This is a genomic window from Corynebacterium sp. ACRPE (assembly GCF_022347435.1).
GTDB classification, from domain to species: domain Bacteria; phylum Actinomycetota; class Actinomycetes; order Mycobacteriales; family Mycobacteriaceae; genus Corynebacterium; species Corynebacterium tuberculostearicum_D.
Map to the genome: position 1 here is coordinate 107,257 of NZ_JAKRNA010000004.1, position 17,182 is coordinate 124,438.

General features: G+C 57.6%; 12 protein-coding genes. 8 read left to right on the forward strand and 4 right to left on the reverse strand.

Annotated elements, in window-relative coordinates:
- Window positions 1–30 precede the first annotated feature (30 nt).
- The 8 genes from MHY13_RS03675 (at window position 31) to MHY13_RS03715 (ending at window position 14,225) form a co-directional block, all read left to right on the forward strand.
- Window positions 31–3,165, forward strand: a complete 3,135-nt coding sequence (locus MHY13_RS03675; protein ID WP_239280913.1) for an ATP-binding protein — start codon at window positions 31–33, stop codon at window positions 3,163–3,165.
- A 119-nt stretch (window positions 3,166–3,284) separates the two neighbouring features.
- Window positions 3,285–6,596: a hypothetical protein gene (locus MHY13_RS03680; RefSeq protein WP_239280915.1), complete on the forward strand. Its 3,312-nt coding sequence runs from the start codon at window positions 3,285–3,287 to the stop codon at window positions 6,594–6,596.
- Window positions 6,597–6,622: 26 nt separating this feature from the next.
- Window positions 6,623–7,279, forward strand: coding sequence for a hypothetical protein (locus MHY13_RS03685; RefSeq protein ID WP_239280917.1), 657 nt, complete (start codon window positions 6,623–6,625; stop codon window positions 7,277–7,279).
- Window positions 7,280–7,642: 363 nt separating this feature from the next.
- On the forward strand, window positions 7,643–8,287 hold the full coding sequence (locus MHY13_RS03690; protein ID WP_239280919.1) for a hypothetical protein: 645 nt from the start codon (window positions 7,643–7,645) through the stop codon (window positions 8,285–8,287).
- 4 nt (window positions 8,288–8,291) lie between these two features.
- On the forward strand, window positions 8,292–11,747 hold the full coding sequence (locus MHY13_RS12255) for a transglycosylase family protein (RefSeq protein WP_367398071.1): 3,456 nt from the start codon (window positions 8,292–8,294) through the stop codon (window positions 11,745–11,747).
- Window positions 11,748–11,777: 30 nt separating this feature from the next.
- The gene (locus MHY13_RS03705; RefSeq protein ID WP_239280921.1) at window positions 11,778–12,368 is read left to right on the forward strand and encodes a hypothetical protein; all 591 of its coding nucleotides are present in this window, start codon (window positions 11,778–11,780) and stop codon (window positions 12,366–12,368) included.
- A 10-nt stretch (window positions 12,369–12,378) separates the two neighbouring features.
- Window positions 12,379–13,005, forward strand: coding sequence for a hypothetical protein (locus tag MHY13_RS03710; protein ID WP_239280923.1), 627 nt, complete (start codon window positions 12,379–12,381; stop codon window positions 13,003–13,005).
- A gap of 20 nt (window positions 13,006–13,025) precedes the next feature.
- The gene (locus MHY13_RS03715) at window positions 13,026–14,225 is read left to right on the forward strand and encodes a hypothetical protein (RefSeq protein WP_239280925.1); all 1,200 of its coding nucleotides are present in this window, start codon (window positions 13,026–13,028) and stop codon (window positions 14,223–14,225) included.
- Window positions 14,226–14,246: 21 nt separating this feature from the next.
- Here the strand turns inward: MHY13_RS03715 and MHY13_RS03720 are convergent, their stop codons facing one another.
- From MHY13_RS03720 to MHY13_RS03735, 4 genes are all read right to left on the reverse strand, one after another.
- Window positions 14,247–15,143 (reverse strand): hypothetical protein, encoded by an 897-nt coding sequence (locus MHY13_RS03720; RefSeq protein ID WP_239280927.1) that lies wholly within the window; start codon window positions 15,141–15,143, stop codon window positions 14,247–14,249.
- A gap of 114 nt (window positions 15,144–15,257) precedes the next feature.
- Window positions 15,258–16,373 (reverse strand): hypothetical protein, encoded by a 1,116-nt coding sequence (locus tag MHY13_RS03725; protein WP_239280929.1) that lies wholly within the window; start codon window positions 16,371–16,373, stop codon window positions 15,258–15,260.
- Between the two features lie 115 nt (window positions 16,374–16,488).
- A complete protein-coding gene (locus tag MHY13_RS03730; RefSeq protein ID WP_239280931.1) occupies window positions 16,489–16,785 on the reverse strand; it encodes a hypothetical protein in 297 nt (98 codons plus the stop codon).
- Window positions 16,785–17,120, reverse strand: coding sequence for a hypothetical protein (locus MHY13_RS03735; RefSeq protein ID WP_239280933.1), 336 nt, complete (start codon window positions 17,118–17,120; stop codon window positions 16,785–16,787). The genes MHY13_RS03730 and MHY13_RS03735 overlap by 1 nt, the downstream gene beginning before the upstream one ends.
- Window positions 17,121–17,182 lie beyond the last annotated feature (62 nt).

The window sequence follows — 17,182 nt, forward strand, 5'->3', positions numbered from 1 at the left end:
CTGTCAACCACCACAGAAAAGGAACACCTAATGACTACCACCACAGCAGACCAGGATAAGGCAAAAAACAAGGCGTTTGAGGACAGTAAAGCCCGCGCCCGCGAGGCACGTAACGCGCGAAACAAGCACGAGAACGAGTCCAGCCTGGGTGAGAAAGTCTCCGACTGGTGGGATAAAAAAGTCGCCAGCAAAAAAAAGAAAAAGGAAGCTAAGCCCCGCAAACGCAGGCAGGATAAGCGCCGCATTGACTACCGCTACGCCCAGGATGATCCGTTCCTTTTCATTAAGGGAAAGTCCGTGTGGACAGGCGTTATCCTCAACACTACCTCCGACGATTTCACCTCCTACGCCAAGGAACTCTCCCTAGCCAACACCAACGTAGGGCCGTGGCGAGCATTATCCATCCATTTCGCCAACCAGCACAACGACAGTCGCGTCCAGTACCATTTGGTAACCCGCTTTGTTCCCCTCGATGTGTCCCGCTGGCGCGACCAGTACGTTAACAACATGTGGAATCCCACCGAACTGTTTAAGGGACTGGTGGATGAAAAAGTCGTCCCCCACATCGCTGAATCCACCCCAGAGCGCCGCCAGTACCTCCTGATCCGCTTGGGTGATTTCAAAGTGAAAGGCCGCAAAGACCCCATCAGTGCCGTACTGGGGACTACCGCAGCAGTCACCGAGGAAATCTTCGACCAGCGCGACCTGGCCCCATTTCGTGAAAAAGCTCGCGGTGTGCAGATGCTTATGGAGAGCCACGGCGCTACCGCAATGGAGCGAGCCGACCTGGCCTGGCTTATCCGAAAAGCCCTCATGGGGCACTATCCGGTAGAAAACGGCACTGGCGTTTCCCGCACCCGGCCGTGGCGTGGTGGCTATTTCGACGAGATCGTCAACTCGGGGTTGGAGGTATTCGACAACTACGTCCGTATTCCCAATCCCACCCCCAACAACGGAATGGGGGAGTACTCCTACACCACCACCTTGACCATCAACTATATTTCCCCGGTCATTCACTACAACTACTCCAACGCGTGGGGTAAAAAGCTACGCTCCATGCCACGCCCGGTAGACGTGTCCTGGCGCGGAACCATCATCTCCGCAGACGAGTGGAAAGCCCTCTCCAAGCCAGACATTGGCCGTTTGGAGGATGAAGCCAAAGAGCGCGACAAGGTTGGGGCCGCACCCTCATTGGCGTTTGACCAGAAATACGAAACCGCCGTCGGGTTGAAGCAGAAAAACGAAATCCAAGCCCAGCCCGTGTTGGTGTCCCAGCAACGTATTACTCTCTCCGCTCCCAGCCCAGACGAACTCAACTCCGTGGTGGGCGAACTGCAAGGACTTTTCGGAGACGATGCCACCCTGGAGCGCACAAAAGGCGTGCAAGGATACCTCCTGGAGGAGCAGCTACCTGGTGATATGACACCGCCACGAGTTGGCCCCGGTGGTTTGGGGCGCAACTTCCTCAACAAGTTCACCAACGGCGTAGACGTGGATGGTGAGCGTTGGACAGACCTGGAAGCACTCGCATTCGCCCGCCTCGACTCCAGCCCCTCGGTGGGAGACGATGTACGCACCAAGGGCGGACGCATGCAGGGCTGGCGCGGGTGGCCCATCGGCTACACCCTGTCCAACGGCGCGGTCGTGCACTTCGACCCGATTGTGCAGATGACTAAAAACTCCGGCGCAGGCACCATCATTATTGGTTCCTCCGGTGGTGGCAAAACCTCCCTGTCGCTGCTGCTGTTTTTCGTCGAATCCGAAGCGGGCGTGCAGTGTATTGCCATTGACCCGAAAGACGACTTCCAGAACTTTGTTTACTACCTTTCCTTTGGCGACCAGGTGCGTGAAGATGGCTTTATGGAGGCTGCCCGGGATGGCTCCCTGGGTATGCCAGGATCGCCGTTCCAGCCGGTTTTGCCGGAGTTCTGGGAGGAAACGTCCATGATCCACTTGGGTAACGGCACGCCAGGCATGCTCGACCCGTGGGCGATTACCAATGACTACAACTCGGGCGAGACGGCTGCGCGCGAAATCGTCAAGCTCGTCTTTGATGAACGTGACCAGGATGCACTCGACAAGGCTTTCCAAGCGATGCGTAAACGCTATTCGGAAACCGGCCGCATTCCGCGACTAGCGGAAATGCCGAGCTACCTGGGTGAGGAAATCGAACGCCTTGACCGTATGGAGCATGAGGCAGAAGCCTCCAAGGAAGCCCAAGCATTCCTCGCGCTGCGCGATGCGGTGGCAGCTATGCGCCGTGTGCAGGGCGCATTGGAGCGCGCCGCCTATCGCCAGTTCGGCAAGCTCATGTTCGGCCACACCCCCAATGCGGAAACCTTTGAGATTGGCCGCCGTCGCCGCGTCATCATCACGCTTATCGGCCTGTCTATTCCCGATGATAAATCGCCCGTGGAGGAATGGACGGAAGACCAGCGAGATGCTGCGGCCGCTCTACTATCGGCTATCCGCCAGCTGAAAGAAGTGTTTTCCCTTTCCAAGGATGAATACTCACCCCACCTAGATCGCAAGGGCGCACGTCCCCGCCTGCTCTTTGTGGACGAGGCCTACTTCATTACCGCATTCAAGGCTGGGCGCTCGATGCTTAACGTCTTTCTCCGACAAGGACGCTCCCGTTTCTTCGGCGTTGTGTTTATCTCCCAGCAGGCGAAAGACGTGAACGTTCTTAGCGACGAGAAACGCGACGATGACGAGGCAGAGACCAACCAGTTTCCCACCAAGTTTGTTTTCCGCCAGATGGGTAGCTCCGAGGCTCGCGACGCTTTGAAGCTACTGCGCTCATCCCTGGCGGACGAGGACAGCGAAGCTATGTCTGACCTGTCCGCCCAGCTGCTGCGACCGGAGGACGGCGGGCAGATGGAAGCTGGTGTGTGTGTCATGTCTGACGCGGACGGTCGAACCTCCATGTTGCGTGTGGATCGACTGTTTAGGGAACTTGTGGCCGCTGCCGAAACCAACCCTGGTGCGCGCTCCGATGCGCAATCGGTCTCGCTGTCTGCGGTGCCGAGCGACTGGCAGATCGACAACAGCACACGCGACGCGCTGCGAACCGGCGTTATCGCCACCGAAAAGGGCGAAGTACGCGAGGCTTTGACCCGCTACGAATACGACGAGTTCCAATACATTATGGACGGCGCAGAATAAACACCGCCCCAAAGCCCCGGTATTCCCGACCGGGGCTTTTTCATGCCCAAAGGGTGTGCACACCCTAATGAGACACTAGAACCCGAACCGAATAGACGGCTACACCGAAAGGACTGTGCATGTCCCTAACGCTTGCTCCCCAGCAGGAGGACGCACCCACCGCCCCCAGTAAGCCGCGCTGGCATAAACGCTTGTGGCAACGCTTCGCCGGAGACGACCCGATAGCGGCGTTTGCTTCGGCAGGCTCCTACGCGCTTGTTATCGGCTTGGTGGCAGTCGTGTTCAATCTCGCGGCGGCGTTGATTGTTACTGGCCTGGTGGCCACGTTCCATGCCCTGCGGTTTGGCTCCCGCCGTTGGCCGCAGGTGGTGGGCATGGCGATCTCTACTCTTGCGCTCCAGGCAGCGGTGGTGACTTTCTCGCTGCTGCTTACCCCACTGTTTGCTGTGAATGACAGCGAGGAGCTGGCAGGTGCTTTCCTTATCGCCCCGCTTGTTACAGCGCTGGCTGCCAAGATTGCGCCCCATAGGGGAGTGCATCTGGGGTGGACGGTAGCGCTATCCCACCTGCCTATGTGGGCGGGGTTGATGGCTTCCCCGTGGTTCCCCGCGAGCGTGAGCTGGTTGGCATGCCTGTCCACCGTTCTGGGTCTTCTGGTGGTGGTGATGCGTTCACGGTTCGCGCAGTCCGCACCATCTTCGGAGCGTAGGAAAGTTAAGCGACGTATCGCTAAAGCTGTCTCCGTCGGTTTTGTCGGTATTTTGTCGGCCTCCATGTTGACGTTGGCGACCTCCAACAATGAGGCGAAAGCCTTTGATATGACGTTCGGCCTTGGCGACAAGATGCTGTGCGGCATTGTCTCCCCATCCTTGTCTCCCGAGCCGGTGGGAACTGGCCCCGAGGGTTTCTTGGCTAACGGCAACCTAGCGGGACTAACCCCCAAGGATGGGGAAAGCACCCTGATGAACGTAGAAATGGAAGAATTTGAGGGAGGACAAGGACTCGACAAGTACACGCTGTTTGAGGTCGCCGGACTGCGTGGGTTGAACTATGTCAACTGGACTAGAGACAAAAAGGGCGAAAACACTAACTGTGCATTCCAACCGTGGGTGAGCGTCACCATCGGTGGATTCATCAACGGTTTGGGTTTGATGGGTCTGCAAGCTGTTATTGCCCTTAAAGAGTTTTCGCAGGTAAAAAACCCGTTTGAGCCGTTCTATTCTTCGTTTACCCCAGCTGTCTCCATGATGGCTAACTTGATGATCGGGTTTGCCAGCATTGCTTACATTGCCGGTCTCGTAGTGTTTGCTTTCCGCATGTTTAAAGGCAAAAACAGCCTGCAATACGCCTCGCGTAATGCAGTCGGCGCGGTAATGACTGCTTTCATCGCCGCGATAGCGTATGGCGGTTTGAGTGCTGGGGCCACCTGGAATGCCCCCAAGGGCAACGGTTTCTATACAGTCATGTCATGGCTGGATAAGACAGCAGGCACCGTCAACGCTGGAATCTCCAATGAGGTGTTGGGAAGCCTTGACACCGGCCGCGAGGCAATGTGTATTAAACCGTCTGGTGGTAGCGCTCTGCAAGATGGGCAGCGTTATTCCTCGTGCCTGTTGGCAGAGGCGATGGCGTATGAACCGTGGGCGTTGGCAACGTTCGGCCCCAAGGGCAAAAACGCTATTGAGCCGGAGGAGGGGAGCGTGGCCCCCGAAGAAGCGCAAGCCAACGAAGATACTTTGGAGGACGAAGAAAGCGCTACGCCGCTGCCGTGCTACAACGATTATCAAGACTGCAACGACATGCGCACCTACCTAATCTCCCAGATTGGTGGGCCAGATATTTCTGCGCGCATGCAGGACTGTCTAAATAAAAATGAATACGATCCGGAAGCCGACCAGGAAGACAACTACGCAGCACTGGTTGCCTGCGAACCCTACACTGCGGTAGCTAACGATCTTTTTGCCAAATCTAACAATGACCAGGGATCTTTCCTCAACGCCTACCGCGCCCAAGGCAGTGGAAGCAATCACTTCACACAAGCCTTTGTCAGCCTCATATCCACATCAACAGTCGGTGCAGGCGTAGCAATCTTTGCCACCGCCACCGTGGTCTTCCACGCACGCCTGCTCATGTTGTTTATTATGGGGCCAATCACCCTGGCGATGGCTTCATTTAAGGGTGTGGAGCACGCGACTAAGTGGGTTTCTAATCTGGTTCAAACCGTGGTGGTGCGCGTTATCTACGGCATTATGACGACGATCATCATCTTCACCGTGGCCCAGATTTCCGCAATGGAAATGGATGCAGGATACCGCCTGCTTATGTTGGGTCTTATCCTTTTCATCGCATTCAAGATGGTGCGCGAAGCTGATCAGATGTCGCAGCTTGGTGGAGCCGATGGAAGCTCCAACAACTCCGCTTTTGGCGGCGTTCTGGCCGGAAACCTGGCTTCTAAGGCAACCAGCAGTGTTCTCCGCACCGGCAAGAATGCGGTTGTGGGTGGCACAAAGATGGCTGCCGTCGGAGCCGGAATGGGCGCTTACCACGGTGCACGCATCGGGTCGCGCCCTGCACGCAACATGCAGGCTGACCGTCAGGCCAAGCGAGCTGGTCGCCGAGTTGAAAAGCAACGCTACCAGCAGGAAACCGGAGACGGATCGAACTACGCAATGCGTCAGCAAGACCGCGCTGTTGAACGTGGAGATGCCGCAGCAGCCGCAAGTGGTGGCCGAATTATGAATCGTCAGCAGGCAGAACAGAATGCTGCATCCCGAAAGGCCTCCGCCTCCCAGGTGCAGGGAACCGCAGCTCCAATGGGCGGAACCTCGGCTGGCACTGGCGGCAGTGGCGGCAGTGGCGGCAGTGGCGCTGGAGGCGTGGCCGGTGCGGCAGCAGGTGCAGCAGCAGGTGCAGCCGCCGCAGGCGGAAGCACACCATCGGTCAAGGGTTCCTCCTCCACGTCGGGAGCACCTACCCCACAACGTTCGTCAAACCGACCCTCCAGTGCCAACATGAGCCGCAAGCGTGATCTGCCGCGACGTGCGGCAGGAGCAACCCGAAGCGCATTCTCCGACCCTAATGGCCGTTCCCGACAAATCACGCAGAGTCGTGAGGAACTGTTCCAACAGATGAAGCGTGAGGAAAATGCTAAGCGCAATGAGGCTGGCGAGGATGTGTTGAGCATCCGCGAGCGCCGCCAGATGCGCAAGCAAGTCAGCCAGGCCACTCCGGTTCAGGTTGTCGAGTCACTGCGAGGCCTTACCCAGGAGGAGCGTCTTGCCCGTCTGGGCAATGCGGAACATGAAACCCGAACCAGCCCGTCTCGAAAGGCCACAGCCCAGGAAAAGGCTGACGGTAAGACCGCACAACAGCAGCAAGACCAACAGCGTGCTAACCGCACCCGAACTCGTACCCGTAAGCGCCGCCGTTAATCACCAACCCCTGAACGGAGAACGAAATGACTAACCCAGCGACTGGACACTCCGAAGAAGTCCCCACCGTTGATCTGACCGTGCCACCCAAGGAACAAGACTCCCAACCGGAAGAAACGATAGAAGAAACCTCCACCGAGGAAACCACGGCCGATGCCCCAACCGTGGAGGACGGGGAGGCTATCGAAGACGAGGAAACCGTCGAGGACTACGACGAGAACGACTCCAGCATGGAGTGGGAGTCCGAGGGTGAGAACCTGGTGGTGGAACGCGCCGATGCCACCACAACTGAACTGGTCATCCTGTCGCATATTGGTGAGCAGTCCGGTCTGGCGGTAATGCAACTTGACCCTGCTGACCTACGGGAGCTGTACGCCCAGCTGGGGCAGGTCATCGAAGACCAAAATTATGAAATGTGGGTGGCTTATGGAAACAACCCCGATGACTACCGCCCCACCGAGCAGTCCATGCCCTACAGCGAGCAAGTAGTTGACGATGATGAAGACGACGATGTGGAGGGTCGTACGCGGTGGCAGCGTGTAAAAGATCCAGTCAACATGACCAGTCGCCTTGGTTTTCTCGATGAACCCAGCCCGGTATCAGGGTTGAACTGGAAGCAGCTGGTGTTTATTGCTTTTATCACCCTGGCCATTGTTTCCCTTGCCATTTCAGGCGTGATGTAGACATGTCTGCCGGTGTCGTAACAAAAACGATTGGGGCTGTAGGAAACACCGCCAATAGCCCTAAAGGGCGTTTGTTTTTCTACGCTTACCTCTTGGCAGCACTGTGGCTAACCCCAGCATCATCACAGTCAGGGCAAACCATTCAAACGGTTGTCGCGTCATTGCTTATTGGCGTTGCCACCGCAGATAGCTCCATACACCTGTGGGGCAGCGGGAAAAAGGGGATTTCTTGCTTATGCGCCCTGGTAGGAGTTGGTTTCTGGGTGGTTACCGTCGGCGGGTGGATGGTGCAGTAAGCGCAGTTCGGGCTGGTGTGCACACCCAGTTGAGACACTTAAACAGTAGCCGACCAAGGAGAAACCAATGCGCAAAACAATCACCGCCACCGCCGCAGTGCTTGCTGCTGCCTGCATGCTTTCGGCGTGCGGGAATGACGAGGAGGAAGACACCCCACACGGCCCCTCGGCAGCACCATCGGCTGAACGTTCTAGTGAGCAGGAATCCAGCACAGTAACCGCCACGGTGCCTGCTTTAACGTCGATGAAAAACGCCCCTAACATTCCCGATGAAGCAGGGGAGGAGGCAGTATCTGCCACCGCCCAGAACTTTATTGAGCAGTGGCAGACGTTTAGCCCCTCCGACTTTGAGCCAAAGGAGGAATGGTTTAGCCGGTGGGATCACATGACCTCCACCAAGTTCCGCAGCAAGATGCGCTCCCAGGCCGACCAGATGTGGTCGTGGACGTGGAACCAGGATAAAAAGTGCAAGTTCTACAAGTTTGAGGGCAAGCCAGAAGTCGCACTAGGCCGTGACGTGGCAGCAGCGAAAGTTACGTTCACCCGAGCGAAACAAGATCTGTTCGCCACTGTTGACGAGCTGAAAAGCGGAAAAGGACTGGAAAAAGAAACCTTGACTTACATGGTGGAAATGACCGTGGAGGACGACGGAAGTTACCAGGTTATTGATGCTCGCCAGGTAGACCGCAACGAAAAAATGCCGGAGGTCTAAACCGTTGACCCAGCAGCAGCCGCAGCCGGAGGAGAAGAAAAAGAACCGCGCCGTCGAAGCGACGAAAAAATTAGTCTTCGGCCTGGTCAGAAAGAAAGTGGTAGCTGTCAGCCTGCCCGTTATAGCTATCATTTTGCTGATTCTTCTCCTGGTCATTGCCCTTTTCATCATGTTTGTTGGCGTGATTGCTGACGTGAAAAGCGGCAACGAGATGATCTACGAAAACGAAACCTGCATCGACGTGGGCGCAGCCTCCCCACGCGTGACCGCAGGCGGGGACAACGGTGGCGGCACCAGTGGCGGCGGCTCTAAATCTGGACAAGGCCAACTTGGCATGCCTGTCTCCGAGGAAGCGAGTCAGATTACGACGGAGTTCGGCTATCGTGCCTGGGATGATTCTTGGCACGATGGCCTTGACTTTGCGGGCGGCAATGCCTACGGTTCTCCTATTTTCTCCCCTGCTGACGGTGAAGTCGTTGAGGCAGGCCCAGCCAGCGGCTACGGCAACTGGATTCGCATTATGCACGAAATTGATGGCGAGAAAGTAGAAACCCTCTACGGCCACATGGAAGCCAACCAGATTTACGTCAAGACAGGCGACAAGGTGAAAGCCGGTGACCATATCGCTGACATTGGTAGCGCTGGCTATTCTTCGGGCGCTCACCTGCACTTCGGTGTGTACCCAGGTGGATGGCAACAAGGCAAGGGTGTAGACCCGAAGCCGTGGCTTAAAAAGTTCGAGAAAGCAGGCGGAGGCGCGCCCGCCGGAGATAAAGGCGACAAACCTGATGATGGTGGGGACAAGCCAGATAAGCAGGATAAGGCTGCTGGCCCCACCGTGGAGATGGGGGCAGATGATCTCACCCTCGCTGCCGACACCCAAGTTCTTGCACAGGGCGGTGGGGGAACTGTTACGGCCGAAGACTGGGAGAAGCTGGCAGGCTGCGAGTCTGGCGGAAACTGGGCCATTGATACTGGCAATGGATTCCAGGGAGGACTCCAGTTCACCCAGCAAACCTGGGAGGGATTTGGCGGAACTGATTTTGCCCCCAGCGCTAATGAAGCAGGCCGCGAGGAGCAGATGGAGGTTGCCAACCGTGTCCTGAAAGAGCAGGGCTGGGGCGCGTGGCCTGCCTGCACCAACAAGATGCCGGAGTTGCAGGGGCTAAAACCTGCCCCCGAGGGAACTTTCTTGGGTAAAGAAAAGTCCGGCTCTGGCAAAAAGTCTGATTCCAAACCAAAGGGAAAACCCAGTGGAAAGCCCAGCGGGAAAACTCTGGTGGTTGGTGACTCGATTACCAATGCCTCCCAAGACGCGATTAAGCAGAAGATCCCCAATGCTGAAATTCGCGCCAAAGACGGAAAGCAATGGCAGGAGGGCACCACAGAACTAGGCGATGCCAAAAACTACGACACCGTGGTGATGGCACTGGGCACCAACGGGCCTGTAACCAAGCAAGAGGTAGAGGAGGTCAAAAACCAGATTGGTGATGCCAGGCTGGTGCTTATGACCATCCACGGCGTTGACCACGCCGGAGAGTTCAACAAGATGGTCAAAGACAGCGGCTACGACTACCTCGACTGGGGAGCAAAAGCCGACAGCAATCCAGGCATGCTCGCCCCAGACAACGTGCACCCTGCCGGGCCAGAAGCCATTGGCGTGTTCGCAGATGAAATGGCCTCCGCCGTGGGTAAGTCAGGAGGGTCTGATTCTGGTTCTGGTTCGGGAAACTCTGAACTGCCGAAAGTCCCCGACGAGGTTGGCTCCGAAGACCACCTCCAGGTGAAAACCATCCGCATGATGCGCGCGGTGTACCAGGAGTTCCCCGAGCTAAAAACCATCGGCGGCTACCGCCCAGAAGATGGCTATAAGTGGCACCCGGAGGGGCTGGCGCTCGACTTTATGATTGAGGACTACCAATCTCCCGAGGGAAAGAAACTCGGTGATGATATTGCCTCCTACCTGCAAGACCACTCTGATGAATTAGGCATTGACCACATCATCTGGCAGCAACGCCAGTGGCTGGGCGGCTCCGGCAAGGATGATTGGACGCAGATGGAAGACCGTGGCGGCGATACGGCCAACCACATGGATCACGTGCACGTAGCCGTCACTGATGGCGGCGGCTTCCCCACGGAAGCGACCACCTACCCGCCTTTGGATGGGCAAACTGTGGACGGCTCCGGTTCGGAAAGCTCCGGTGGGGAAATCGATCCTGATTCACCGGCAGCAAAATCTGACCTGCCCAACCTGCTGCCCAACAAGCAGCTGGAAACCGACCAGCTGCACATGCAGATCAACGTTGAGCAACAGGCGACAGTCAAGGCCGCTATTGCCTCGGCTAAAGAGTCCAAGCTGCCGGAAGACCAACAGCCACGCGCCGCAGTGCTGGCGACGATGCTGTCCGCCCAGCAGGCCAACCTCATTAACTTGGACGGCAAGGAAGACAAGAACAAGGTCGGCATTTTCGCCGAATCCCCCACGTTCAAAAAGTCTCGCGCTAGGCTGCTTGATCCGAAATCAGTGTCCCGAGACTTCTACAACGCGCTGATGGACGAATACGGCGACGATGACTCCTGGTTGACGCAACCGGCCGCCGAGGTGCTGACCAAGGTGTACCCAGAACGTAAATCCCTGGAGGTGGAGCTGGCGAAGTACGAGTACATCGCTGCTGACTCCGTAGCTGCCCTCTGGGACTCTAAGGGTGCCCAAAAGGGCGTGACCATGCCGCAGGTCTTCGAGGACGTGGAAGCCTGCGCTATTGGTGCCACACCCCAGTCCGGTAGCGCCGACCCGGGAGCAGCGCTGGCCGAGGGTAAAGTGCCGGAGGAGTTCGTACCGTTCTTTGAAAAGGCCGCCCAAGAATGCGAAGCCGTATCCGCACCAGTCCTGGCGGCGCAGATGTACCACGAGTCCGGTTTCCAACGGCAGGAATACCGCGATGTGGGCGCGGACTCCCCGGTCGGCGGCTACGGCCAGTTCCGCAAGGACGTGTGGGCGCAGTACGGTGCCGAGGTTGACGAGCAGGGCAACGTGACCGGCCCACCAGGTTCTGGCGACCCCAACGACCCTGGAGATGCTGTCATGGCGCAGGCGAGGTTCAACTGCCAGAATGCGGAAACCATCGAGCAATGGAAGTCGCAGGGCAAGGTTCAGGGAGACACGACCGAGCTGATGCTTGGTGCCTACCTTGGTGGTCTGGGAAGCGTGGAAAACGGCCTCGATCATGGCGTTTCTGACGAGAATGGTTCCACCCCGCGCTCCTACATGGAGACGATTATGGAAATCGCCGATTCCTACACTGACCTGGAAAAGTCCAAAAACTCCCCCAAGAACGATGAAGACGGCGACAAGACCGCTCTTGACATAGCTAAGGAGGATGCAGAAAAGGAGCGGGATAAAGACTCCGACAAATCCGACGAGGACGATAAAGAAAAGCAGTCTGACGACAAGGAATAGCCCCACAACCCTTGGAAAGGAATTGACACCATGACAACACTGCGGCAGCGCGTCACAGCGGGAATTGCCACCATAGCCGCATGCGCAGGCCTAGTCGCCTGTGGCGGCAACCAGGAACCCGAGCCGGAGAATAAAACGGAAGTTTCCTCCCAGGAGGGGCAGGAGTTTCCCGATGCTGCCACCCTCGACACGGACTTCTCCGATCCAGACTCGGTAGCTAAAAACTTCGTCACCATCATCGAAAGCCATAACGCGGTGAACGAAAGTACCGAGTGGGCTTCCCTGGCACGGGCTGAAAAACTAATGGTGCCCAGTTCCTTTGAAGCCAACATGAAAATCACCGAGGGAGACGTTTACACCGACTGGGATGTGTGGCGCGAGCTGAAAGCAACCACCCGCCCTGTCGTCAAACTGCAAGACAGCGAAGACAAGGGCAACACCGCCATCCGCACTGTCACCGCTGCCATCAACGTCAACTCGGGAGTGCCTAATCAGACTGCGCGATCACGCCATCGAGAGCACACTATTACCTTGACCAAACAGGGCGACAAATGGCTGGTGGATACCTGGAAGCCCAGCCGTCTTGGCGACAGCAAAGCCCCACAAGCGGGAGAAAGGTAGGAGGCCCACCATGATGAAGAAAGTAATCCCCGCCCTCCTTATAGGCGGACTTGTGCTCACAGGATGTAGCAAAGAAGAGCCGGAAGAATCGGCTCCAACCAGTATTTCCACCCCAACCACGGTCACTAAAGCCAAGAAAAAGACCGAAGATCTCCCCGACGTTGACCCCAATGATCTGCCAACGGTCGATAACACCCGCATTGACCGCACTGACCCAGACGACGTGGCCAAGAAATTCATTTTGCTTAGCACCACGTTCGCGCCCGGGCGTGAGGTAGACGAGCGCAACGAGGTAGAACGCGGGTATCCGCTTACCACCTCCCACTATCGAGACAACCACAAACCACTCGAACCCAACCCGGCGATCGTGCGCACCCGTTCCTGGTACAACCAGAAAACCAGCTACGAAAATCCGGTGCGAGTCGTTGTCTCCCAAGTGGGATGGGCAGACAGACCCGTCCCTGTAAAAGACAACGATAAGCGGGCAATACGCTCTGTGCATAGTGTCCAAACCCCGATTACGGAGTCTGGTCGCAAACTATCGGGCCGCACCCGAGACTGGGAGGTTACAGTCGTTAAACAAGACAACAACACCTGGCTCGTTGACGATGCCGTTGCTACAGAAGTAGAGGATTAACCGCCGTTAGGACTACCACCATGACCACCATTGACACCACCACCTCCAGCGTTAGCCCCGTACCGCTGCCCACGTCTGCTACCAAGTGGCGCGAGACCACCCGGCCGGAATACCTTTCCCATCGCGCCCCGTGGCTGCCTGCGGCGGGAAAAGTAGCGCTCGCGGGACTGTGGGGAGCATCCATTTACACGCTTGTTTCCCAAGGGCACGTGGCGGGTCTCGTTTCAGGGGTAGTCATTTTGGCCGCCGCCCGTGCGGCAGAAGCGAAACTGGCAGAAAAGCACACCATGTTTGGCAACCCGCGCAGCATCCAATGGTGGACTACCCCTGCCTCCATGCTTGTAGCGCTTCCGCTGATGTCCGTATCGCTGCCTGCCGCCATTGTTCTCATGGCAGTGGTGGCCATTGCCGCTGTGGCATGGGACTGGTCTCCCTGGGTTGGCAACCAGGTGCGCCAGGCGCAAGCCGATGCAGGTTGGGCAGGAGCGCTGACCACGATCCCGGCTTATTCAGATCATGATGCCGTAGGTCAAAGTAACCTCACCGCTGACACCAACCCCGACCGTTGGGAGGCGTACCAATACGATCTGGCCGAGCAGCTAAACCAGCTTCCACCCAGCTGGGAGTGCAGCTGCGACCGCCTGGACGCGGACATGCTCGCGGTCGGCCCTAGCGGAGTTGTGGGAATCTACAGCGTGGACTTCGACGGCCTGGAGGCGCATTTCCTCCAGTCCCCAATTGATGAAGACTTCCTCATGCAGGCGCAGGCCGCAATCCGTGAACGGCCAGGGTTTCCCATCAAAGACTCTGCTGCATGGGAGCGCATGATGCGCGACAACAACCAAAACGCCGTGGAGGATACGAACCCCGTTATCCTCAACCAGGCCACCCACCTGCCTGGCGAGTTTATGGATGGCGCACGCCGCGACTTCGGCCAGCATGTTCCTGTGTGGCCGGTGCGCAACATGTCCTACCTAGCCACCAAGGTGGGCATGGGGGCAGACCAAGCTCCAGTAACTGTGGTAGTTGCCCACGGGGCGAACATGGATAAGCCGTGGGGCCGTGTGCACGTTCGTGACGAGGGTGGCCTATACGGCGGAACAGTCGTGCTGTGCCACCCGCGCTATGTGGGGGAGTGCCTGGCTTCCCTGCCGGGCGTGTTTGCTTCCGATAAGCAAATAGCGGGTGCGCAAACCGCTGTGGATCTGCGCACCCGCTAAGCCGAAAAGCGGACAGTCGCTCTAGACGTTGCGGTAACTATCGGAGCCTTTGATCTCAAACCACTGGTCGCCGGTTCGCACAGAATTGTCCATCTGGCGGGTAAAGAACTCTGCTACCTGACCGGCTGCGGGGCCAGATTTACGCTCGGTGTCTTTTTGTGGATCATCAGTAGTAACTGCTGCCCACGCACCCCTAGAGCCCTGGGTGTCGGGTTTCCCCTTGGTCGTGTCGTTGTAGAACTTGGCGGGGGAAACCGTCGATAGCCAGGTGTTGTCACCCGCGTAGAATCCCTCGGCTAAGTAGCTTTCACTGTTGTATTGGCCGTGGAACTCGGTTAGGCCTTTCGCGTTAGCAAAGTCAGCCGCACTGGTCATTAGCGGACTAATCGAGGCTAGTTGCTGCATGTCGGTTAGCTCATTGAGGTCTTCACTTTTAATACGCCTGTCCGTGATGGCTTGAACAGCCTTGGGGTCGATGGGGTTGGATTCGCTGCTTAGTCCGGCAGTGGTGACGGTGAAGTCGTTGAGGTCTCCGCCCTCGGAGCCGGTGATGTTCGCTCCGGTGACTTTAAGCTCACAGGCCTTGGTGTTGTTGGCAAGCGTAGTGGGGTTGGTTTCGGTCTGAACATGCTCCCAGTCGCCGTCGTTGGCCCAGGTGATAAAGACGATCATGTCTTTCGACCATTCTTCAAACTGGGGGCCACAACCCTCGGATTCCATCTCTGCGAGACGGTTTTCGGAGTCGCTGAAATTGGGGGACTTGTCTACCAGCTCGTTGACTTCCTGCTGCTCGGTAGGGGCATTGTTGCCGTCCGCATTGTTGGATTCGTCTCCGTTGTCGTCTCCGCAGGAGGCAAGGAGGACGGTGGCAGACAGTGCGGCGGTGCCCGCGATGACACGGCGCAAGGTGTGGGTCATGGAATTTCCTTTGCGTGGGTTGGTAAACGTCTGTATCCCAGGATAACGGCAGGGTGTGCACAGTGAAGTACGCGCTTGTAATGCACGGTGTAATGCAGGCTGTGGTGCACGCTGTTATGCGCCTTGTAATGCATAAACGTCCGTGGGGACGATGGTTGTTGTCCCCACTGGGTGCCCACCGCCAGACAAGCGCCAATCCTCCAGGTTTTCCCACCCGTGTGCCGCCAGCACTTTGCTCGCTGCCGACGGTTGCCATAGGCCGGTGCCGCCTAGATCGTCTCCCTCGGGGACGTGTTCGGGGTGCAGCGTGGTGATGGAGGTAAGCGTTTCGCTTCCATCGGGTTGCTGGTCGCTTCCCTCGATGGGTGGGCGGTTGTCATCTTCTTCAAGGGGTAGGCACAGGTCGATGTAGGCGTTGGTGGGTTCGCGGTGCATCACTGCGTACATGGGTGTGCTGCGAGGCAGCGTGAGCACGATTTCTTTACGGCTGGTGGGCCACCTCCGGTTGGCGATGACGGTGATGTTTGCCCCAGATGGCTCCAAGTAATCCCACATGAGCAGGTGTTGTAGAGCGCGGTTGTAGCGGTGGGGGTCGGGGCGTGGGCCGGATAGGTCTACAAAGGGGGTTTCTTTCGCGGTGTGCGAACGGATGTAGACCAGACCGCCGTTGGCATCGAGGGTGTGGTTTCGGAGGTATTCGACCATACCGGCCAGGTCGGTAAAATCTCGCCAGGCATCGTGGTCAAGGGGGCGGACTTTTCCTACCAAAGCGGGGAGTCTGCCAGGCTTCCAGTCTGCGGGGGCGTGCATGAAGAACTCGTCTGGTTCGCCAGGCCATTTGTGGGTGGGTACAGGGGTGATGGGAATGCCGGAGGGGTTGAGAAATTCGAGCATGGCCAAGTATTCGATGGCGCGATGGTAGCGGGCTTTCCACCAGGGTGGAGAATCTAAACGGGTGGTGGTGGGGAGCACATCACCCAGGTCGAACTTCTTTTTCTGTGGGTAGGTGCGCACCAGCAGGTGGTCGCAGTTGCGGTCGAGTGTGGCATCCCGCATGAGTCCGACTACTTCTGCCATGTCTTCAAACATGCTGCGTACAAAGTCCTCTGCCTTAAATGGCGGGGTTTTGGAGGTTAGCCAGGAGCTTGCCACGTGGGGAGATACGTTCCACCATTGACTCATTTGGGAGCCGATGCGGTTGGTGTCGTTGAACCCGACAGCAAACAGCATTTGTTTGAGGGTTCCTGCGTTGATGGCCACAAGCAACGCCCTTTCCTAGTTGGTGGACAGTCGTGTTCAACGCTATCTGGTGGGTGTGCAGGCCCTGCGGTGAGTCTGCGGCAGCTTAGTGGTTTGCGGGGTCGTGATCGTTGTTGCTGTGGGAGAAAATGACGGTTCCGTCACGGCGTAGCCACGCACCGCAGGCGGCAAAAACTAGGTAGATGGGCAGGGCGATGCGCGCGGGCGTGGAGTAGCTTTCGCTCGGGATGGCAGCTAGTAGAAGTAGCGTTGCGAAGAAGAACACCGCGACGCTAAAAAGCACGTCTTTGTTGGTCATGCCGTAGAGGCTGTCGGTGCGCTCGCCCATCCACAGGTTGCCGCACACAAACCCCAGCAGGACGGCCAGAATGGAGAAAGACACTACTTTCGCACCCCCTGGGGGAACACGCTCGTCATGTAGCGCCGTAGGTGCCGGTGTGAGGCGATGGCTCCGACGGCCATGCCGGGAAGAAACGCGCACAACCAGACGTACATCCAGCCGTCATAGTTGCCAATGGCCGTGGGGATGTCGGGGTTGTCAGGCAGGATAAGCGCGAGAGACAGGATGATTAGCGTTGCCACGGCAAACAGGGGAATGGCGGCAAAAGCAATGTGCATGCGAGTGTGGGTAAGGCGCAGGTGCAGCCATGCGCCCAGAAAAAGGCCCAGGGCGGCGGCATACACCCCGTCTAGGAGGGTGAAGTCGGCGGCAGTCACTGTGTGTCTCCAGAACTATTGGTTTTGAAGTCCTCCCCACGCCTAAAGGCGGGGGATTCCTG